This is a genomic window from Agromyces albus (genome assembly GCF_030815405.1).
Taxonomy (GTDB): domain Bacteria; phylum Actinomycetota; class Actinomycetes; order Actinomycetales; family Microbacteriaceae; genus Agromyces; species Agromyces albus_A.
The window spans coordinates 3638279-3659863 of sequence record NZ_JAUSWX010000001.1 but is presented as its reverse complement, the minus strand read 5'-3'; the positions used below and the strand labels follow the sequence as shown (position 1 = coordinate 3659863).

Here is a 21585-nt window from a genome sequence, read left to right as displayed (position 1 = left end):
CGACTAGCGGCCCACTCTTGAGGTGGATCGTTCTATCAGCTTCACGGGGATGACCTCAGTTCGCGCCTCGGTTCGTCCGGCGATTCGTTCGGTGAGTAACTCGATTGCGGTGCGTCCCATGCGGTGAGCGTCCTGGTCCACCGTTGTGAGCCCGACGAGTGGATGACCAGCGATTGCGGCGTTGTCGTATCCGACGACCGCCACACTGGCCCAATCCGTACCAGGGTTCCGAGTCGCTTGCAGGGCGCCGATCGCGAGGTCATCGTCGCCCGCGAAGATGGCGCTTGCGTACTGATTTTTAAGCGCCGCGCCGACGACATCCGCTCCGCTGTGATCGGCTTCCGACGCGCGAATGACGCGCACCTCATCCGCTAGGTCGTGCGCCCGCATGAACGACTGGTACTCCGCTAGCCGGACGGCATGTGTTGTCCCGGTCCGCGCATCGGTGACCTGCTCGGCGCGAGTCAGGTGCGCGATCTTCCTGTGTCCGAGTTGGAACAGGTGCTCCATAGCAAGTTGGGTGCCATGTATGTCGTCTCCGACGACACAGTCGAAGGAGTTGCTCCTGGTGTGCAATCCGAGCGTCACCAAAGGAACCCGCTCTGCAACACGCTCCAGCCACCCGGTTGACACCAATGGAGCGATCGTAAGGATTCCGTCGACCTGCTGATCCATCAAGGTCTCGATCGCATTTACCGCGTCGTCGTTGGTACGCGTGGGTGCCACGAGAAGTTGATACCCGGTCCCCGCAATCGCGCTGGATGCGCCGTCGAGAATCTCGGCAAGGAACTGGTTGTGCAAGGAGGGCAATTCGATACCGAGAGTGAAGCTCGACCCGCGCATAGCACGGGCGGCTACTCGCGGACGATAGTGCAGCTGCTCGATGGCTGCACGAACCTTGGACTTCATCGCCGGGCTGACACCGTACGCGTTTCGGATCACTTTCGATACCGCGGCCTGCGAGACCCCGGCAAGGTTTGCGACGTCCGCGATCGTTGCGGCCCGTTCACCTGCGTTTCGATACAAGACGGTTCCTTGGGTTCTCGACTAGTCCAGAAGTGTACTTGCGAACTTTTGTATAGCGGTCTACATTCGTATCTTACATCGCGTAGACCGATGCACATCCAGTGCGATCGCGATCACATCAATCGAGGTGCACACAGCAACCTCACTCATTCAAGGAGGAATGAAATGCCCCCTCGCACAGCAGTTCGAGCGGCCGCCATAGTCTCGGCCGCCGGTCTCGCACTCGTGGCACTCACGGGTTGTGGTGGTTCCGCAGCGAACAACACATCGGCACTCAAGAACTTCACGATGCTGACGTACACCGAGAACACGTCGGTACCAGCGACTTTCGAGGCTCTCGCGAATGGTGCTTGCTCCGCCGAGAACGAGGCTCTCCCCATCACCACGGACAACGTTCCTCAGGCGAACCTTGACCAGAAGCTCCAACTGCTCGCGAGCCAGGACGATCTCCCGGTCGTCTTCCCGGCGGGCAACGTGGAGCTCGACAAGGACCTGGCCGACGGCGGATACCTCACCGATCTCGGACCGGTGTTCGAGGATCTCGATGCGACCGCCGACATCCAACCCGCCGCAGTTGCCACCATCAAGGCGCTGTACGGGGACTTCCTTGTATTGCCGACCCAATACAACATCGAGGGAATCTGGTATAACAAGGCCATCTTCGACAAGTACGGCCTCGAGGTGCCGACCACCTGGGACGAGTTCCTGACAGTTGCCAAGACCCTCTCTGACAACGGTGTTCAGCCGCTCACTGCGAGCGGCGAGGCGGGCTGGCCCCTGACCCGCTTGATCTCGAGCTATCTCTTCCGTAGCGTCGGCGATGACGCCATGGAGAAGGTGATCTCGGGGGAGAAGAAGCTCACCGACCCTGAGTACGTCGCCGCTGCACAGGCCGTCGCCGATCTTGGTGCGGCCGGCTACTTCGGCCCCGGTGTCGGGTCAGTTGACTACGACTCCGCGACAAACTCGTTCCTCAACGGGACGGCGGGCATGGTCTACATGGGAAGTTGGATCCTCAGCAACTTGAACTCCGACTCCAACAAGATCGGCAACGACAACGTCGGCTTCTTCCCGTTCCCGGATGTCCCTGGGGGCAAGGGAGCGTCAGGCGCACCGGCATCGAACGTCGGCCTGCCGTTCGCGTTCAACGCGAAGTACCTCGACAACAAGGACGTCAAGAACTGGGTCAAGTGCATTGCTGAGAACTACGGCAGCGTGGCACTGAGCGAGCAGAACGTGATCTCGGGCTTCACCGTCAATGAGCCCGTCGAGGTCGATGCCCTCACCCAGGGTGTTCAGGACACGATTGCCAACACGAGCGACACCACACTCTGGTTCGAGGCGCTCATGGATCCGAAGGCAACGGCGACCGCGCAGACCAACGCAGCACAGCTCGTGACCGGCGCCATCACCGCTGAACAATTCATGGAAACCGTCCAGAACGACATTACGGTCAAGTAGAACAGGAATGGGTGGGGGTCGGCCCTGGCGGACGGCCCCCACCCGAACTCTTTCATGAACCCACTTATCGGTGACCGCAAGACCTTGCTGATCCTGGTCGGCCCGGCACTTCTCGTCTATACAGCTTTCACGCTCATCCCCATCGTGTGGTCCTTCGGATACATATTCACCGATGGGAACGCCATTACCGGATTCACCTTCACCGGAATCGACAACTTCGTCGAACTGTTCCGAGATGCCAAGGTGCGGGACGCACTGTTCTTCTCGCTGAAATACGGCGTGGTGATGACCATCGGCCAGGTGACCCTCGGTTTCCTGCTGTCGCTCGCCTACGTCTTCCTTCTGCGCCGGTCGTCGTCCTTTGTGCGAACGCTCGTCTTCTTTCCCGTCGTGCTGCCCACCGTCGCCGTCGCGCTGTTGTTCCAGCAGCTTTTCGCGATCGCTCCCGCTGATGGGCTTGTCAATTCGTTCGTCCACCTGCTGGGTGGAGACTCGATTGATTGGCTCGGCAACAGCACGAGCGCGTTCCTGGTCCTGCTGACCATGGACCTGTGGCGCTCCATGGGCTTCTACGGTGTGCTGCTGTACGCGGGCATCCTCGACATCCCTGAGGAGATCATCGAATCCGCAAGAATCGATGGCTCGGGTGGGCTGCGACTGGTCCGCCACATCGTACTTCCGTTGTCGATGCCGGTGCTGTTGTCAGCGCTGGTGCTCTCGATCAACGGCACGCTCAAGGTCTTCGACAGTGTCATTGCCCTGACGAACGGTGGGCCGGGCAACACCACGACCCCCCTGACCGTCTACATGTTCCAAACTTCGTTCCAATACGGCGATTACGGCTACGGCAGCGCCCTGGCGTTCCTGCTGACGCTGATCTGCCTGGCGGCGACGATCTTCATCGTGCGCGCGAACCGCCCCGACATGAAGAAGGTCCGATAATGACCATCACAATTCCAAGCCGCGGCACCACGAGCGTGCAATCGGAGAGTCGCGTGACGAGCGTGCGGTCGGTGAGTCGAGTCCTGAGACGGATCCCGGCTACCATCCTCGCCGTGTTCCTTGGCGCGATCGTCATTGTGCCGATGCTGTGGATGGTGCTCAGTTCCTTCAAGACTCAAGGTGAGTTCCTGAGTGGTCATTTCTGGGAACTGCCGCAGAGCTGGAACCTCGACAACTACGTCGAAGCGTGGACTCGCGGCCGCATCGCAGAGTACTTCACCAACACAGCCGTCACGGTTCTGCCGGCACTGTTCGTGGGCCTGCTCATCGGTGCGGCCGCCGGATTCGCCCTCCAGGTCCTGGTGTGGAAGGGCCGCAGCGCGGTCCTTCTGATATTTCTGGCGGGAATCATGGTTCCTGTTCAGATGACCCTCCTTCCGCTGTTCACGATCTATTTCCAAACGGGACTCACGGGTACCCTCTGGCCGCTCTTCCTCACTTATACGGCGGACATTCTGCCGCTCACGGTGTTCCTTCTTGCCACATACTTCCGGGCCATTCCGCGGGAGATCTTCGAGGCGGCGACCATGGACGGAGCGAGCCTCATCCGGTCCTTCTTCTCCATCGGGTTGCCCATGATTCGAAATGCCCTGTTCACGGTTGGCCTGGTGCAGTTCTTCTTCCTCTGGAACGATCTGCTTCTCGCGCTGACCTTCGTCAACTCCTCGGATCTGCGCACGTTGCAGGTTGGTCTCCTCAATTTCGCAGGAGAGTACGGATCGCTTCAGTACGGTCCACTCTTCGCGGCCATTTGCCTGAATGTCGGGGTCATGTTCTTCGTGTACCTGCTCCTCAACCAGCAGATTCAGAAGGGCCTGGTGGCGGGCTCCGTGAAGGGATAGCGCGCTCCACGATCCGGATGGCACATGCCGATCCGTCGAGTCCTTACTTCGATGCCCGCAGTACGCCGCACGTTCGGGCACCCTTCTTCACTCCGAAAGGACCATTGTCTTGACCACGAGTTCCGGCATCGCCGAGACCCCCATGACCGCGTCATTGTTGGCCGGGCGAGCGCTGCCATCAGCACCCAGGTTCGAGCACGCAGATGATGCGCTCGGAATCGGATGCACGCAGCCACGCATCAGCTGGACGACCACCGCACCTACCGGGTGGGTGCAAGCCGCCTATGAGCTTGAAGTGACACGGGGCGAGGTCTCGGAAGTCTTCAAAATGACGAGCGCAGCCCAAGTCCTGGTTCCCTGGCCAACGCACCCATTGGCCTCACGCGAACAGGCAACGGTCCGTGTCCGAGTTCACGGTGAAGACGGCACGCTCAGTGCATGGTCGATGGCCAGTGTTGTCGAAGTCGGGTTGGTGGATCCACTCGATTGGACCACGTCGGGAATCATGCCGCCGTGGCCTGAAGATCACTCGGATCCGGACCGACGCCCACCCTTGTTCCGTCGCGCGTTCTCGCTGCCCTCGGCACCTGTGAAGGCTCGTCTCTACGTGACGGCCCACGGTCTGTACGAAATGGAACTCAACGGTTCCCGAGTCGGCGCTGAGGCCCTTGCGCCCGGATGGTCGGTCTATTCCGATCGCCTCCAGCACGCGACCTACGACGTGACCGAGATGCTCGTCGAAGGCGACAATGCCATCGGGTCGTGGATGGGTGATGGGTGGTGGCGAGGCCGCTACGGCTTTCACGGCGGCACCCTGAACATTTACGGCACCGATATCGCTCTGCTCGCCCAGCTCGAGGTCAAATGCGCAGACGGGTCCAAGATCGTCATCGGTACCGACAAGCATTGGAAGGCGAGTCCCTCACCCATCCTGAGAAGCAGCCTTTACGTCGGTGAGGAGTTTGACAACGACGCGATGCCCGGGCCGTGGTCGTCTGCGGAGTTCGACGATATGGGATGGGCCCCCGTGAAGATCGCGCAGTTCCTTACTGGCACGATCGTGCCCCAGGAGGGTCCGCCGGTGAGATGCACCGAGGAATTGGTGCCCGTCTCGACCGAGCGTCGAGATGACGGCAGCATCCTCGTTGACTTCGGTCAGAACTTCGCCGGCCGACTTCATCTTCGCGCGCCCTCAGGGGTGGGTAGGGAGTTGGAGGTCAGGCATGCTGAGGTGCTCCAGGACGGGGAGCTCTACGTGCGTACTTTGCGGGACGCAATCTCCATCGACCGCTATCTCGGCTCAGAAGGATCAATAGATTGGGAACCCCGGTTCACAATCCACGGATTCCGATACGCCGAGATCTCCGGGTATACCGGAGATCTCAGCGACTTGAGCATTCTGGGCCGGGTGTATCACTCCGATATGCGACGCACCGGCTGGCTCACCACATCGAATGAGAGCCTCAACCGGCTTCACGAGAATGTCGTGTGGAGCATGAAGAGCAACTTCGTCAGTATTCCCACCGATTGCCCGCAGCGCGACGAGCGGCTGGGGTGGACAGGCGACATCCAAGTGTTCGCTCCCACTGCGAGCTATCTCTTCGACGTCGACGGCTTCCTGTCTGGCTGGCTCAAGGATGTGGCACTCGAGCAGAATCGCTTCGGCACCGTTCCCTGGTACGTGCCCGTCATTCCGGGAGCCCCACAATGGACTCCGATCGTCCCTGGGGCGGTCTGGGGTGATGTCGCGGTGCTGACGCCATGGACACTATTCGAGCGTTACGGGGATAGCGGAGTCCTCCGGCAGCAATACCAGAGCGCCCGCGACTGGGTCGACCAAGTGGCACGATTGGCTGGGCCCTCACGCTTGTGGGACACCGGACGCCAACTCGGTGACTGGCTGGACCCGGCCGCCCCGGCCGACCAGCCGGCCATGGCGCTCACGGATCCATACCTTGTCGCCACGGCGTACTTCGCCTGGTCTAGCCGACGCCTGTCGTTGATTGCCGAGACGCTCGGGAAGCTCGACGACGCTCGCTACTACCGTTCCCTCGCCGACGAAGTCCGCGAAGCCTTCCTGACGCGCTGGTCGACCGGCGATGGTCGGCTGGTCAATCCGACCCAGACCGGCTACGCCCTCGCCATCGTCTTCGATCTGGTCCGCGATGAGGCAGCTCGCCGGGCTGGTGCTGAACTTGCGGCGTTGGTGACGGAGCGAGGCAACAGGATCGGCGTCGGGTTCGCCGGCGTGAACCTGATCTCGGATGCCCTCACCATGACTGGGCACCACGAGGAGGCCTTCGCCCTGCTGTTGGAGGAGCAGACGCCGTCGTGGTTGTCGATGGTCGCCAAGGGAGCCACGACAATCTGGGAGCGGTGGGACAGCCTTCTCGATGACGGGACGGTGAACCCGGGTCAGATGACATCTTTCAATCACTATGCCCTCGGGTCAGTCGCGGACTGGATGCATCGGACTATTGGAGGAATAGCCCCGACCGAAGCGGGATATCGATCCGTGCGCGTAGCGCCGATCCCGGCCGGAGGGCTCACCGGTGCCCGGGCAGACTTCGACAGCCCCTACGGCCGGATCACCTCGGACTGGAAGGTCGATGACACGACGTTCCACCTCGACGTCGTCGTGCCGGTTGGCTGTTCTGGTGTCGTGGACCTCCCTGACGGTTCTTCGCGCGAGGTCGAACACGGATCTCATCACTTCACGGCATCACTCATTGGCTCGTCGACTCAGAGAGAAGCTTCATGACAACGCTTGACTCCTTCCGGCCGGGCGCGACTTGGTTGGACACCTCGGGTGAGCCGATTCAAGCGCACGGCGGCTCCATCTTCCGCGAGGGCGACACCTACTACTGGTACGGCGAGAACAAGGAGCGAACGAAGCCCGGAAGCGGGATCTGGCACTGGGGAATCCGACTGTACGCCTCTCGCGATCTCTACAACTGGGAGAACCTCGGAAACATCATCGAGCCCGAACCCGACGACGCCACGTCGCCGTTTCATCCGGCCCGGCAGGTAGATCGCCCCCACATCATCTTCAACAACCGCACCGGGAAGTACATCTGTTGGGTGAAAATTCTCGGGGATGTCCAGACAGTCACCATCCTTGAGGCCGACAAGATCACCGGCCCCTACACCATCTTGCGCACCGGCCACCGACCGCTCGGGATGAGCGCCGGAGACTTCGACCTGGTCGTGGATCCGGAAGGCGGCAAGGCGTACTACTACTTCGAGCGAGTGCACAGCGAACTCATCTGCGCCGACCTGACCGATGACTACACGGATGTATCGGGCTACTACTCGACTCACTTTCCCCATCCCCACCCTCCGGCCGTACGGGAGGCGCCTGCTTACTTCCGGCGCGGATCGACGCACTACCTCATCACCTCTGGGACGTCGTGGTACTACCCGAATCCCTCGGAGATCGCCTCGGCGGCCACATATCACGGCCCCTGGGACGTGCTGGGCAACCCGCATCCGGAAGATACGACCGGCACGTCCTTCCGCACGCAGATCAGCTCGGTCTTCAAGCACCCGGACAAGGACCTCTACATCGCCCTCGGCGACAGGTGGCTCCCCAACGCAACGCCCGCCGAGTCCGCGAAAGTCATGGATCTCTTCGACAGGCACTTCTCCGGAGACGAAACCGTGCGGGAGGAACTCCACTCATACCTCGGCGACGACGACACGTCTGTCGCGACCTATGTGTGGCTCCCGGTGACTTTCGACGACGGGATGCCCCGCATCGATTGGCACGACAAGTGGCGGATCGAGGACTTCGGCTAGGCCGAAGAAGCCGATGGAATCGAGCGTGAAATGATCGAAGGAACAGTCGCTCCCGGGTATGAGCGGGTCAGGTCGGCGTTTGCGGACGGGCAGGCAAGCGACCCCGGCGGTGCGCAACTCTGCGTTCACGTCGACGGAAGAGTCGTCGTGGATCTCGTCTCCACACCTGCCGACACCAAGGGCTTCGATCGCAATTCACTCACGATGGTGTGGTCGACCACCAAGGGAGCCATTGCGATCTGCGCTGCCATGCTCATGGAAGCGGGGGAGCTCGATGTCGACGCACCGGTGACCAAGTACTGGCCAGAGTTCGGCGCGTACAACAAGCGGGAGGCCACAACCGCGCATCTTCTCGCACACACCGTAGGTCTCCCTGTGTTCCCCTCGGCAGCTGGCATCACAGCGGAAGACTTGGCCGATCGAGACAAGTGCCTGAACGCGTTGGTCGGTGCCGAGCCCATGTGGCAGCCCGGTACCACTCGCGGCTTCTATCACGCGTTCACCTTCGGGTATCTCGTGGGCGAAGTCATCCGCAGGATAACCGGACAGACCGAGGGTGAGTTCTTCGCGGAGAACGTCGCTCGTCCTCTCGGTCTTGATCTTTGGATCGGCCTCCCAGAAGAGCAGGAACCTCGAGTCTGGCCACGGTCCCAGTGGGGAACGCCGCCCGCGCTGGGAATCAGCGAAACATGGGCGACCAGCGGTGTAGACCCGACCGCCCCCGTCATCAAAGAACTCCTACTGGGGCTCGCAGCACAGGACAACTTCCTTCCCTTCCTCAACACTCGGGAAGGGCGCGCCGCGGAGATCTCCTCAGCGAACGGCGTGGGCACCGCCAAGGCAGTATCCAGAATGTACGCGGCCCTAGTGGGTGAAGTGGACGGACACAGACTCCTCAACTCGAACACGCTGGATGCCGCACGCGTCAGCCGCGTCGCGCAGCTTCCGCCGTTCAGACCCCTCGCCAGCGTTGACCAGGGATTCGATCGTGGACTGGGCTTCTGGCTGTCAGACCCGTCAGGACCGTACCTATTGCCCGGTGGATTCGGCCACCCCGGCGCGGGAGGTGTCCACGGGTTCGGCGTCCCCGACAAGAGACTGGCCGTTGGTTACACCTGCACGAGCATGAATATTTCGGACCAAGATCCTCGAAAGACCTGGGTACAGGCCCTCGCGCAATGCGTTGAAGACCGTCGCTGACCCATTCATCACTCAAGGCAAAGGAAGGAGCCGGCGTTTGGTCACCGTGGTGCTCGATGACGATCCGACTGGCACGCAAGCGGCCGCGAACGTATCGGTGTTGCTTGAGTGGAACGCTGACAGCATCGCAGCTGTTCTGCGGTCGGAAGGCTCGGTGTATCTCCAGACCAAATCCCGCGCCATTCCCTCGAGTGAGCCCGACTGCTCGCGGAGTCGATCCGGCGCGACATCCGGTCCGCCGAACGCACAGCCGTGGGCATCAGCCGGCACCGCGGCTGCCACGGGACAACGGCATCGTGTTCTACGTCGCGCGCGGCCGCGCCGAAGGCTTGGATGCTATGCGACCTCTGTACGGAGATGAGTGCTCCGCAGCGCGCCTTCATCGCCGCGGATTGTTCAGTTGGCGCCGCGAACGGCCGGAACCAGGGCATCACCCCGTAGGTACCGTGCGGGGATGGTATGAATGGGCCTGGGAAGAGGAGGCGCCGGTGGCTGCAACGATGGCTGACGTCGCGCGTCTCGCCGGCGTGTCGAAGAAGACGGTTTCGAATTTCTTCAACGGGTACCGTTACATGACTCCGGAGACTCGCTCCCGTATCGAGGCTGCGATCGAGGCGCTCAACTACAAGGTGAATATCTCCGCCCGAAATCTCAGTTCGGGACGCACTGGGACGATCGCGCTTGCGGTGCCCGAAATCGCGCACCCCTACTTCGCGGAGCTGGCGCAATCGGTTGTATCGTCGGCGCAGCATCGCGGGCTCAACGTCGTTGTCGAGGTGACGGATGGAGACCACGACCGCGAGCTGGCGCTCCTGCACGGTGAGCAAGGGCGATACGTCGACGGTCTCATCCTCCACGCCATCGCACTCGGACCGGACGACATCGAATCGGCCACGCTCGATGTGCCGGTGGTGCTGATCGGTGATCGCATATACGGCGGCCGGTTCGACTTCGTGACCGTCGCGAATGTGGAGGGCGCGTATGAGATGACCCGCGTTCTGTTGGATCATGGCCGTCGCCGCATCGTCGCACTCGGGATGGAGCGTTCAGATCTTCCGACCGCGGCGGCCCTCCGGTTCAACGGCTACGAGCGGGCACTGGCAGAATATGGTGTCGCATTGGACGGCGACCTCTTGCTCGGACCGATCCCCTGGAATCGCCTGTCCGGCGCGCGGGCGATCGCCGGCGCGATCACGGCGGGTGTCGAATTCGACGCTGTGTTCGGATTCAATGACGCCCTGGCGCTTGGTGCGCTGGGCGAGCTGCAGCGGAGTGGGTTCGAAGTGCCACGAGATGTCTCGGTGGTCGGGTTCGATGACGTTGAGGAGGCGGCGCTGGCGTTCCCCCAATTGACGACCCTCGATTCGGGTCGGAACTGGATCGCGGAGAGCGCCGTCGAGCGCCTCGCGCAGCGGTTGCGGGAACCGGATGCACCGCCGCAGGTGGTCGTCGCGGAGCACCGAGTCGTTCGCCGGGCCTCCGTCTAGCTCACGGTTCGAAACTCAGCGCCATCTCGAACACATCGCTCTTGCGCAGGTAGTACACCGGTGTACTATGACATTCGTGCACCGGTGTACTGCCGGCTTCTCGCATCCATCCCGCTCAACGAGGAGAACCATGGTTAGCCCCTCACCATCGCTCGTGGTCCCGGCCGCGCCCGCCCGCGCGACCGCGCGGCGCCCGCTGGATCTTCGCCGGGTACAGCTCAACGGCGGCTTCATCGGCGACTGGCAGCGCGTGAACCGCGAGGGCACGATTCCGCATTGCATCGAGCGGATGGAGACGAGCGGCGTCATGGACAACCTGCGCCGACTCGTCGGCGCGAGCGAGGCGTCATTCCGCGGACCGTTGTTCGCGGACTCCGATCTCTACAAGACGCTCGAGGCCATCGGATGGGAGGCCGCGCGCGGTGACGTCACCGAGTTCCTCCCCTTCGTCGACGAGGCGATTCGCCTGCTCGAAGCTGTCCAGGAAAGCGACGGGTACCTCGACAGCTACTACCAGGGCCCGCGCGCGGGCGAGCGCTTCACCGACCTGCCGCAGGGGCATGAGATGTACAAGCTCGGTCACCTGGTGCAGGCTGCTATCGCCTGGGCGCACGCCGGCCGCACCGACCTGCTCGATATCGCGATGCGATATGTCGAGCTCGTGCATGACACGTTCGGCGAGGGCGGCCGCGACGACATCGATGGTCACCCCGAGATCGAAACTGCACTGGTCGAGCTCTCGCGCCTGACCGGCGACCCACGCCACCGAGCGCTCGCGAAGCGGATGATCGAGTTGCGAGGGTACCGCACCATCGGCGAGGGCCAATTCGGCGGAGCCTACTACCAGGATTACACGCCCGTCCGCGAGGCGCGTGAGGCGATCGGGCACGCCGTCCGTCAGCTGTACCTGCTCGCCGGCGTCGCCGACCTTGAACTCGACGAGGAGGCCGCCGGATACCGAGAATCGCTCCACGCGCTGTGGACGAGTGTTCACCATCAGAAGATGTACATCACAGGAGGTCTCGGCTCCCGGCACCGTGGCGAATCGTTCGGTGACCCGTACGAGCTCCCAGCCGACCGGGCCTATTCAGAAACGTGTGCGGCAATCGCGAACCTGCACTGGAACTGGCGCATGCTGCTTCTCGACGGCCACGTGCGGTACGCCGACGAGATCGAGCGCGGGCTGTACAACGCGATCGCGGTCTCGACCTCCATCGACGGCAAGTCGTTCTTCTACTCGAATCCGCTCCAACTGCGCAGCGGACACACGCACGAAGAGGACGCCCCCTCCTCGCGTCTGGACTGGTACTTCTGCGCCTGCTGCCCACCGAACCTCGCACGACTGTTGTCATCCATCAACGCGTACCTCACGACGGAGTCAGACGACGCAGTGCAGTTCCACATCTACACACCCGGCACCGTCGAGATCGGCGACGGAATCGTCGCGACCATCGAGACGAACTTCCCGTGGGCCCCTGACGTCACCATCACCTTCGATGCGCCGACAACGCGACCCACCGAGTTCCGAGTGCCGGCATGGGCCGACGGCGCAACCGTGGCGTTCGACGGCGGCGCAGCGCTTCCGGCATCGCCCGGTTACCTCGTTGCGGATTCCGGCACCACCTCGGTACGCCTGAACTTTCCCGTGGAGCCCGTGTTCGACCGTGCACACCCATGGGTCGACGGAGCCCGCGGCACGCTCGCACTCCGACGCGGACCGGTGTACTACTGCCTCGAAGAAGCCGACCTCCCGGAGGGCCTGCACTTAGAGGACATCGTCATCCCCGCGCACCCGACGGCAATCGACGTCGGAACGGATGTCGAACTCGGCGTTCCTGTGCTCGACATCGTGGGTGCCCGGACACAGCCCGCAAAGACGGCGCTCTACCGGCCGGTCGCCAACATGGAGCTGGCAACTGACTCCCGAACCGTTCGCGCCATCCCGTACTACCGGTGGGCAAACAGGACCCCCGGAGCCATGCGCGTCTGGATGCCCACCATCTGAGCATGCAGGCGCGGCCGGTCCGCCGGCCATCCCTTACACAGAGAGGAACCACGCAATGAGGCGTCACACCACTTCGCTCATCGCGCTCACCACGGTCGCCGCCCTCGGGCTGGGCCTCGCAGGTTGTAGCTCGGACAGTGGCGGCGGAGGCGATTCCAGCACAGTCAAGCTGTGGGTGCGCGACTCCCAGTCCCGATTCATGCAGCAGCTCGCTGACGCATTCAATGAGTCCCACGACACGCAAGTCGAGGTCACGCTCGTGCCGGCCGCCGACTATGTGCAGAAATTCGGGACGGCCGCAGCGGGAGGTGACGCCCCTGACGTTGCGTCCATCGACCTGGTGTACGTGCCGTACTTCGCGTCCGTGGGCGCGCTGACCGACATCAGCGACCAGTGGAACGACCTGCCCTACAAGGACGACATGAGCCCGGGCCACGTGGCTCAGGGTGAATACGACGGCGGCGTCTACTCGGTGCCGTTCACCGCGGACGTCTCAGCGATGTTCTACAACAAAGACCTCTTCGCCGCCGCAGGCCTCGACCCCGAGACCCCGCCGGCCACCATGGCCGAAGTACAGGCCGCGGCGGAGGCGATCTCGGCGACGGGCGACGGCAACTACGGGTTTGCGTTCTCGGGGGCATGCGGCGGATGCAACATCTTCACGATCACGCCCTACGTCTGGGCGAGCGGCGGGAACGTGCTCTCGGATGACGGCACGGAAGCGCAGCTCGACTCTCCCGACGTGACGGCGGCGATGCAGATGTATCGCGACATGTGGGACGCCGGGGCCATGCCCGAGCTCGTACAGTCGGATTCCGGGTCCAACGCTGGAGACGCGTTCAAGCAGGGCAAGGTCGGCATCTTCAACTGGGGCACGTTCTACATCGGCTCGCTCGAGGACGAGGCCGACGGCGCGAAGTTCGACTGGGGATTGGCTCCGATCCCGGGAGCCGAAGCGGGCGAGATCGGCTCGTTCGCAGGCGGCGACAACCTCACCATCCCCGCAGGAGCTGAGAATCCCGAAGGAGCTTGGGAGTTCCTGGAGTGGGCGACTGGAGACGAGGCGCAGGGAGTCATCGCCGACAACGGTGTGATGCCCACCCGCATCGACCTCCTGGAAACGCTCTACATTTCCAAGGACCCGCGATTCCAGGTGTTCGCCGACGCGCTCGAGGTCGGCAAGGTCCCGTACAGCGTCATCGAGAATGAGCTGTTCAACGACCCCAACGGTGTGTGGTCCACGATGATCCAGGAGGCCGTGTTCGGTTCCGGCTCGGTCGACGACGCCTTGGCGAAGGCGCAAGAAGCCGCCCAGGCTCTGCTCGACGAGTCCAACGAGTGACCACCATCGTGCGACGGGGCGGGCCGCCGGGCCCGCCCCGTCACGGATCGGGAGCAACGACGATGACTGCACTTCAGCAAACCGCACCACCACAGCGCGCACGCGCCGGGCGCATGGCGCGTCGGCGAGGATTGCTGGGCCTGGCGATGAGCCTGCCGGCCTTCGTGCTGCTCGGCATGTTCTTCATCTGGCCGCTCATCCGGACGGTCACCATGTCACTTCACGACTGGCCGCTGCTCGGCGTGCCCGAGTTCATCGGATTCGACAACTACGTCAAGGCCTTCCGCGACAACCAGTTCCTCGGGGCCGGCGCGTTCACCATCTTCTACACGGTGGTGATCACCCCGATCCTGCTGATCCTCTCTTTCGCCCTGGCGTTCCTCGTCCGCCGCGGCACACGCGCGCATCGGTTCTTCCAGACGATCTACTTCCTTCCCGTCGTCATCGGCCTCGCCTCGGGAAGCTACATCTGGTTGTTCATGTGGCAGTCCGACATCGGCCCGACCACGTTGCTGCTCGGCGACCTGGGGCTGCTGGATCCGAGGACGAACTACTTCGCCGATTTCTGGTCGGCGTTCGCAATCGTCGTGACGATGGTGACATGGAAAGTCGTCGGCTTGCAGATGCTGCTGGTGCTCGCCGGCATCCAAGGCATCCCGGAAGACGTCACCGAGGCAGCTCGGATCGACGGGGCCAACGCGTGGCAGAGTTTCTGGCACATCACGGTGCCGCTCCTGCGTCCCACACTCGCGCTCGTGCTGGTGTTCTCAGTCGACGGCTCGCTCTTGGCGTTCGACCAGTTCTACATCATGACCACGGGCGGTCCGGCCGGCTCCACCATCACCGCTGTCTTCCAGATCTACCGCACCGGCTTCGTGCAATTCGACGTCGGCTACGCCTCAGCGCTGTCTCTCATCCTCATGCTCGCGCTCGGGCTCGTGAGCCTCGGGCAGATGCTTCTCCTTCGGAACTCGGACAATTCATGACCACAACGCTCCCGGCCACCACTGCAACACTGCTTCCCGACGCGGCCGAGGTGCCACGACGTCAACCGGTCCTTCCCCGCATCGCGTGGTGGGCAATCAGCATCTGCCTCGCCGTGCTGTTCCTGTATCCGATCGGCGTGATGCTCTCGCAGGTCGGTCCCGACGACATTGCGCAGATCTTCGACTCCAGCAAGGGACTGAGCGTCGTACAAAGCGCCGGGAACTCCGCCTTCGTGTCGTTGGTGGCGACCGGTGTGGCGGTCCTGGTGAGCACCCTGGCTGGCTACGCGTTCGCGAAACTGCCCTATCGGGGCAGCCGGATCGCGTTCTTCGTCACACTCGTCACCTTCATGGTGCCCTTCCAAGCAATCATCACGCCGTTGTACCTCGTACTACGTGATATCGGCCTCCAGAACAACCTGCTCGGCGTCGCCCTAGTGATCGCGACGTTCAACCTGCCGTTGGGCATCTTCCTCATGCGCAACTCGTTCGCCGCGATTCCCGCGTCGCTCGAAGAGGCCGCGCAGATCGATGGAGCGAGCGCATTCAGCGCGATGTGGCGGGTCATGCTGCCGGTGGCCGTCCCCGGCCTGGTCTCTACGGCCCTGCTCTCGTTCTTCGCCGCGTGGAACGAGTTCTTCGCCGCGCTCATCCTGATCACCGATCAAAGCCTGTACACGCTGCCGGTCTCAATCGGCATCCTCTCGGCCGACGCGAACTTCCAGCTCGACTTCGGGCTCATGCAAACCGGTGTCGCGGTCACCGTCATCCCGTGCGTGATCGTCTACCTCGTCCTGCAGCGTTACTACGTAGCCGGCCTGCTCGGCGGGGCATTGAAGTAAGCAACCGCGATCCAACCCAGAGGGCGGCACCGTCGCGCCCGAAAGGAGCATGAATGCACATCCCTCCTGGTTTCCTCCTCGGCTCCGCGACCGCGGCTTACGAGATCGAATCCACAAGTCTCCACAAGGAGAACACCTAGGTCGTCTCACCGCGCACGAGTTGGACGAGGGCCGTGGCCTCAACTCGCGTCGTCGGCGTCTCCTGACCGGAAACGGACTTGTCACGTATCGTCGTCAGCTCCGAGACGAATGACTCCATCAGGGAGGGCATGTCGATGGCGACCGTGGTCAGGCGTGGCGAAACGAGCTGCCCGACGTCGGTTCGGTCGACCCCGATGACGGAGACGTCGTCGGGGATGGTCTTCCCGACACGACGGAGTGCGGCGATCACCGCGATCGCGACGTCGTCGTTGTAGCAGCAGATACCGATCGGTCCGTCGCCGGCTCCGACCAGCACTTCGGCCAGGGCGGCATGGGCGCCGGCGAGGTCCAGCGGCACGCGGATCTCCGCGGCGTCAGGCAGACGGTGCTCCGCGAGCTCTCGCCGGATCCCCTCCAGGCGCGGTGGTCCGAACGGGTCGAGTCGATCGTCGGCCAGTGCCGCATAGACGATGGTGCGAGATCCCCGCCTGACGAGCTCGCGCACCTGGACACGACCGATCTGGATGTCGATCGGGTCTTGGTCTTCGCCTGCTTCCATGACCTGCGTTGCCGAGGGGATGGTGCGGATGCCCGCGGCGTTCAGCTGCGCGCGCTGCGACGGTGCGAGTACCCCGAGGTCGACGACCGCGGTCGGGCGGATGTCCAGCACCGACGTGAGGGTGCTCTCGTCGTCGGGGCGGCCGAAGCGAACGACGACGCTCAGTCCCTGCGGTCGCCGATGCGTTCGTGATGCGGTCTACCGAATCCTGCAGGTGAGGGCCGAACGTCGCATACGGCACGAGCACGACGACGATGTCACTGAGGCCGGTGACCAGGGCCCGGCCGGCTCGAGAAGGGCGGTAGCCGAGCTGTTCGGCGGCAGCCCTCACCTTTGCCCGCGTCTCCGCCGGGAACCGGGCATCCCCGTTCAGGACCTGGCTGACGGTCGACTACGAGCCGGGGGCATTGGTCGCGGTCGCCTACCGCAATGGAAAGCCGGCCGAGCGGCACGCGCTTCGTACCGCCGTCGGGTCACCGCGACTCGTCGTCGGGGAGGAGACGGATGCCTCGGCGGGGGTCGCCTCGGACCTCGTCTACGTTCCCGTAGTCCTGGCTGACGACGCGGGCAACGTCTTCACCGATTCGGATCGCCCTATCTCGGTGGAGGTCACTGGCGACGGCGTGCTGCAGGCGCTCGGCAGCGGGAATCCCGCTCCTGAGCAGGCCTACGGCGCGCCGAGTCACGCGACGTTCGATGGTCGCGCGCTCGCGATCATCCGGCCGACCGGGAGCGGCCCGATCACCGTGGAGGTGAGCGCGGACGGATGCCTCCCGGTGACCGTCGCGCTCCGCGGTGAGCCGGCCCTAGCCGAGTTCGTCGCGACGGCGTGACAGATAGGCGGTCTGTTCGCCAGGCTCATCGGCCTCGGCTGGCTCAGCTGGCGCGTCGTCGGAGCACTTGCAATAGCAGCCTCGATCCCACTGCTCGCGATCGTGCCGCCCATGGCGGCACTCGCGGCCGTGGCGGCGCTCATGGGCGCGATGCTCGTCGCGGAGGCGACCACGCTGCCGTCGTCTCCGCTCCCAGTCACAACGCCTACCTAAGGCCGCTAGTCCCGGCCGCGACCGTCGAGAGCGAGGCTGGGCAGCCACGTCAGACAGGCGTTTCAGTTTGACGGGGCGGACCGGCTCACCCAGGGCCCGAGGCTCATCATCGCCCTGGGCGGGCGCGAACGCGGGCGTGATGTGAGCCGCAGGGGCTTGATGTACGTGCGTCTTTCGTACGGCCAAAGGCCTTTCGACGGAGTTGAGCGTGGTTTGCTCACGAAAACAAACTGATGATCGGACGTTGTGGATGATGAACCCGGACAAGCTGTCCGGGGTTACGAGGGTTGGCACCTGAGCTGTGGGCTGTCATTCTGAGCCTGTGATAGGCACCGACGGTAATGGAGGACCTGTGTGTTGACGTTCCTGATCCTGATGGTGGGCTCGATACTCGGCGTCGTGGCGTCCGCCGAGGCCGCGCCGTACTCGACCCGCCCCGATGGGGCCTCGCATCCGCTCTCAACCTGCCTCCATAATGTCTGAGATTAACCCGGCCAAGCGGCCTCTGCGAGTGCGTATGAGGGCCCGTGCGGCGGACGAACCCCACCGCCCTGCCAGCCAGCTGGAACTGCTGTTCGATCTTACTTTCGTGGTCTCCGTCGCAAGCCTTACAGCGCAGCTGGCGCACGGGGTCGCTGAGAATCATGCCGCGGAGTCGATCCTGCCGTTTCTGCAGGTGTTCTTCGCGATCTGGTGGGCGTGGATGAATTTCACCTGGTTTGCGTCCGCGTTCGACACAGACGATGCGTTCTACCGGCTGCTGACGATGGTACAGATGGGAGGCGTACTGCTGCTGGGCGCAGGTGTGCCTGCGGCGTTCAACGACGGTGACTATCTGGCGGTCACCCTTGGGTATATTGTGATGCGCATCGGTTTGATTGCCAACTGGCTACGGGCTGCGGTTGAAGAACCGGCCAGCCGCAGGACCGCGTTACGGTACGCGGCCGGGTTCGCGGTCCTTCAACTGGGGTGGCTCCTGCGGTTGGTGTTGCAGCAGACCGGGTTATTGCCGGAACAGCTGCAACTAGTCGCGTTCGTCATGCTCGCCGCCTTGGAGCTCACAGTCCCGAGGTGGGCCGAACGCACCGGTCACACCAGTTGGCACCCTTATCACATTGCCGATCGCTTTGGCCTGTTCGCGATCATTCTGCTCGGCGAAAGCGTGCTGGCCGCATCGAACGGCGTGGCCGCCGCATTGAAATCCGGCGGCGTGAGCGCATCACTGATCGCTATCTCGGCCGCCAGCCTCGTGCTGTTGTTCGCCCTGTGGTGGATGTACTTCCTCCAGCCGGCGGGCGAGACACTGTCCACAAATCGTGACAAATTGTATCTGTGGGGATACTGGCACTTCGTTATCTTTGCGGCGTTAGCCGCCCTCGGAGCAGGCCTGGAAGTTGCGATCACGCTCCCGCTGACCGGTCCTCAGCTCCACGCGGAGGCGTTTATCGTCGGGTACTCTGTCGCTATTCCGACCGCCGTTTTCATGGCGTTGTTGTGGGCGATTCACGCGCCGCTCACGGTCCGGCGAGTCATCCGTCCGTCGGTTATATTGCCCGCGGCGGTGACGGTGCTGGCGCTGCCGGCGGGCGTCAGTGCGTTCGGGGTCGTCGGGGTGGTGGGCGGAATCGCGGTTGTGTGTGCGCTGGTCGTCGTGGTGACCGTGATGCAGGCCGGACAGAAGCGGGAAGCGAGCTGATGGGATCACGTAGTCGGCCAGCGACGATGATGCGGCCACCATCGGGCAACGCTCAGGCCTCCTGAAGGGTGAAGAAAGTTGCCGCGGATGTTGATGTTGACGACGCGTTCGAAGTCTTCCTCCGTGAGGTCGACCATCGGACGGTCAATGATCTCGACTCCGGCGTTTGCCACGACGACATCGATCTGCCGAACGACTTCGGACCTCGGCGAAGAGGTTCCGCCACCTGCTGCGACTTCGATACATCACTCTGCAGGACCAGGTGCGTGCCGCCGACGTTCTCCAGATCGCTGGAGAGTGCGTTCGCGGAAGCCATGGTTATTAGTGCCTTTGCGGGCGTCGTCCAGAGCCCGCTTGCGCCACGGCTGTCGCTAGGTGTTGCCGTGCGCAAGCGGGCTGAACTGGCCTGCTGCGAGGATGGTTGTGGTGTCAGGCGGAGTGATTGAGCGCCGTAACGGCGGCGTCGTATCGGTTCTCAACTTCGGCGAACCGGAGGAACTTCACCGCCTCGACGAGGATCTCCGTTGCGTCGGGCTGGGTTTCGATGAGCGACATGACCTCGTCGGCAAAGGCGTCGAGGGGCAGGTAGTGCTCGTTCACCGACCCCCCGGGCATGAGTTCGGTCTGCACGGCCGGGGGCACGATCTCGACGACCTTGACGCTGGTTTCAGCGAGCTGCAGCCGGAGGCTCTCGCTGTACTGGTGGATGAACGCCTTCGACCCGTTGTAGGTCGGGGTGTAGGCCAGGGGCGTGTGTGCCAGGCCGGAGGAGACGGTGATGAGCGTGGCGGCGGGTCGGGTCTGGAGGTGTTCGATGAACGCTGAGACCAAGCGAAGCGTGCCGTTGATGTTGGTCTCTACAATCTGTTCGGCGATCTCGAAGGAGCCGGCGCTACGCACGTCCTCGGGGATCATAATTCCGGCCATGGCGACAAGGATGTTTAGGTCGCCGTGCTGGGCCAACACCTGGTCGCGGGCGGCCAGAACTGATGCCGGGTCGGTTGTATCGATGGAGACGGTCGAGAAGCCGTGCTCGGCGGCGAGGCGTTCCAGAACGTCGGTGCGGCGCCCGCCGATGACGACAGTATTGCCGGCCGCCTGCAGCCGCAGGGCGAGAGCGAGTCCGATGCCTGACGTGGCGCCGGGGATGAAGATGGTGTTTCCGTGAATGTTCATGTTACTAATCTGAGCCAACTCTTCCGATAGCGGGAGAGGAGCCGTTGTCGTAGGATCCCCGGTCCCTGTATAACGGCCGATTCGTAACGGATACTGAAGTCATGGATCGCCCTGCTCTCGCCGAATTCCTTCGGTCCCGCCGCGATGCGCTGCGCCCGGAGGACGTCGGGCTTGCAACGGGATCCCGCCGCCGAGTACCCGGCCTGCGCCGCGATGAGGTTGCTTCGCTCACAGGAATGTCGACGGACTACTATGTGCGATTGGAACAGGCGCGCGGTCCGCATCCCTCCGAGCAGATGCTTGCGGCGCTGGCGAGGGCGCTCCGGCTCAGCTACGACGAACGCGACTACCTATACCGTCTCGCCGACCTCAACGCCCCGGCGCGTTCGTCACTCGACACTCATGTTGTTCCCGCGCTAGCGCGCGTCCTCGACCGTCTCGACGACACGCCCGCCCTCATCCTTTCCAGCCTCGGCGAGACGCTGCTGCAGAACAGACTGTCGAAGGCCCTCCTCGGAGACCACTCCCGGTACGCCGGGCCGGCGCGCAGCAGCGTCTACCGATGGTTCACAGACCCCACGGAGAGAGAGTCCTATCCGGCCGCCGACCGTGCGCGGCAAAGCCAGGCCCAGGTGGCGAACTTGCGAGCGGCATACGCAGCAGCTGGGCAACAGTCGCGCGCGGGAGTGCTGGTAAGACAATTGCAGAAGCAGAGCGCTGAGTTTGCCGAGATCTGGAGAACGCACGTTGTCGGGACGCGATTTGGGGACCATAAGACCTTGGTTCACCCCCAAGTCGGCCACATCGAGCTCGATTGTCAGGTGATGTTCAACGAGGACCAGAGCCAGGCGCTTCTCGTGCTCACCGCTGCACCGCGAAGCGAAGCAGCTGACAAGCTCGCGCTCTTAGCCGTTCTCGGACAACAGCAATTCACAACTTCTGCACCCACCACAAGTTCATAGCGTTTCGGGCAGTC

Annotated in this window: 18 protein-coding genes and 1 pseudogene; 14 read left to right on the top strand and 5 right to left on the bottom strand. The window is 63.3% G+C overall.

Annotated features, from left to right (window positions below; translation table 11 throughout):
• Nucleotides 1-3 precede the first annotated feature (3 nt).
• Nucleotides 4-1026: a LacI family DNA-binding transcriptional regulator gene (locus QFZ29_RS17345; protein WP_306895427.1), complete on the bottom strand. Its 1023-nt coding sequence runs from the start codon at nt 1024-1026 to the stop codon at nt 4-6.
• 288 nt (nt 1027-1314) lie between these two features.
• Between QFZ29_RS17345 and QFZ29_RS17340 the strand changes: the two genes are divergently transcribed.
• From QFZ29_RS17340 to QFZ29_RS17290, 11 genes are all read left to right on the top strand, one after another.
• Entirely contained in the window at nt 1315-2487 is a 1173-nt protein-coding gene (locus QFZ29_RS17340) for an ABC transporter substrate-binding protein (RefSeq protein WP_306895426.1), read from the top strand.
• Nucleotides 2488-2541: 54 nt separating this feature from the next.
• Nucleotides 2542-3429 carry a carbohydrate ABC transporter permease gene (locus tag QFZ29_RS17335; RefSeq protein ID WP_306895424.1) on the top strand — a complete coding sequence of 296 codons (888 nt, stop codon included), beginning with the start codon at nt 2542-2544 and terminating at the stop codon, nt 3427-3429.
• Nucleotides 3429-4331 carry a carbohydrate ABC transporter permease gene (locus QFZ29_RS17330; RefSeq protein WP_306895422.1) on the top strand — a complete coding sequence of 301 codons (903 nt, stop codon included), beginning with the start codon at nt 3429-3431 and terminating at the stop codon, nt 4329-4331. The genes QFZ29_RS17335 and QFZ29_RS17330 overlap by 1 nt, the downstream gene beginning before the upstream one ends.
• Before the next feature lie 109 nt (nt 4332-4440).
• On the top strand, nt 4441-7092 hold the full coding sequence (locus QFZ29_RS17325) for a glycoside hydrolase family 78 protein (protein ID WP_306895421.1): 2652 nt from the start codon (nt 4441-4443) through the stop codon (nt 7090-7092).
• Nucleotides 7089-8129, top strand: a complete 1041-nt coding sequence (locus QFZ29_RS17320; RefSeq protein WP_306895418.1) for a family 43 glycosylhydrolase — start codon at nt 7089-7091, stop codon at nt 8127-8129. Before QFZ29_RS17325 ends, QFZ29_RS17320 begins: the two co-directional genes overlap by 4 nt.
• A 30-nt stretch (nt 8130-8159) precedes the next feature.
• Nucleotides 8160-9329: a serine hydrolase domain-containing protein gene (locus QFZ29_RS17315; protein WP_306895416.1), complete on the top strand. Its 1170-nt coding sequence runs from the start codon at nt 8160-8162 to the stop codon at nt 9327-9329.
• 488 nt (nt 9330-9817) lie between these two features.
• Nucleotides 9818-10816: a LacI family DNA-binding transcriptional regulator gene (locus QFZ29_RS17310; RefSeq protein ID WP_306895412.1), complete on the top strand. Its 999-nt coding sequence runs from the start codon at nt 9818-9820 to the stop codon at nt 10814-10816.
• A gap of 130 nt (nt 10817-10946) precedes the next feature.
• Nucleotides 10947-12821 carry a glycoside hydrolase family 127 protein gene (locus QFZ29_RS17305; protein WP_306895410.1) on the top strand — a complete coding sequence of 625 codons (1875 nt, stop codon included), beginning with the start codon at nt 10947-10949 and terminating at the stop codon, nt 12819-12821.
• A gap of 55 nt (nt 12822-12876) precedes the next feature.
• On the top strand, nt 12877-14163 hold the full coding sequence (locus QFZ29_RS17300) for an ABC transporter substrate-binding protein (RefSeq protein ID WP_306895408.1): 1287 nt from the start codon (nt 12877-12879) through the stop codon (nt 14161-14163).
• A gap of 146 nt (nt 14164-14309) precedes the next feature.
• A complete protein-coding gene (locus QFZ29_RS17295) occupies nt 14310-15149 on the top strand; it encodes a carbohydrate ABC transporter permease (RefSeq protein WP_306895406.1) in 840 nt (279 codons plus the stop codon).
• Nucleotides 15146-15991 carry a carbohydrate ABC transporter permease gene (locus tag QFZ29_RS17290; protein ID WP_306895405.1) on the top strand — a complete coding sequence of 282 codons (846 nt, stop codon included), beginning with the start codon at nt 15146-15148 and terminating at the stop codon, nt 15989-15991. The genes QFZ29_RS17295 and QFZ29_RS17290 overlap by 4 nt, the downstream gene beginning before the upstream one ends.
• Before the next feature lie 136 nt (nt 15992-16127).
• Here the strand turns inward: QFZ29_RS17290 and QFZ29_RS17285 are convergent, their stop codons facing one another.
• Nucleotides 16128-16802: a substrate-binding domain-containing protein gene (locus QFZ29_RS17285; RefSeq protein ID WP_306895403.1), complete on the bottom strand. Its 675-nt coding sequence runs from the start codon at nt 16800-16802 to the stop codon at nt 16128-16130.
• 193 nt (nt 16803-16995) lie between these two features.
• Nucleotides 16996-17070 (bottom strand): annotated as a pseudogene (locus tag QFZ29_RS20460) (hypothetical protein); the annotation flags it as partial.
• A 28-nt stretch (nt 17071-17098) separates the two neighbouring features.
• On the opposite strand from QFZ29_RS20460, the gene QFZ29_RS17280 reads away from it, so the two are divergent.
• Complete coding sequence (locus QFZ29_RS17280) at nt 17099-17524, top strand: hypothetical protein (RefSeq protein ID WP_306895401.1); 426 nt, start codon at nt 17099-17101, stop codon at nt 17522-17524.
• Between the two features lie 730 nt (nt 17525-18254).
• Nucleotides 18255-19433, top strand: a complete 1179-nt coding sequence (locus QFZ29_RS17275) for a low temperature requirement protein A (protein ID WP_306895400.1) — start codon at nt 18255-18257, stop codon at nt 19431-19433.
• Between the two features lie 5 nt (nt 19434-19438).
• Here QFZ29_RS17275 and QFZ29_RS20455 read toward each other — a convergent pair whose 3' ends face one another.
• Together QFZ29_RS20455 and QFZ29_RS17270 are read right to left on the bottom strand one after the other, a co-directional pair.
• A complete protein-coding gene (locus tag QFZ29_RS20455; protein WP_373426275.1) occupies nt 19439-19618 on the bottom strand; it encodes a hypothetical protein in 180 nt (59 codons plus the stop codon).
• 244 nt (nt 19619-19862) lie between these two features.
• Nucleotides 19863-20609 carry an SDR family oxidoreductase gene (locus QFZ29_RS17270; RefSeq protein ID WP_306895398.1) on the bottom strand — a complete coding sequence of 249 codons (747 nt, stop codon included), beginning with the start codon at nt 20607-20609 and terminating at the stop codon, nt 19863-19865.
• Between the two features lie 101 nt (nt 20610-20710).
• Between QFZ29_RS17270 and QFZ29_RS17265 the strand changes: the two genes are divergently transcribed.
• Nucleotides 20711-21571 (top strand): helix-turn-helix transcriptional regulator, encoded by an 861-nt coding sequence (locus QFZ29_RS17265; RefSeq protein WP_306895397.1) that lies wholly within the window; start codon nt 20711-20713, stop codon nt 21569-21571.
• The last annotated feature ends 14 nt before the right edge of the window (nt 21572-21585 follow it).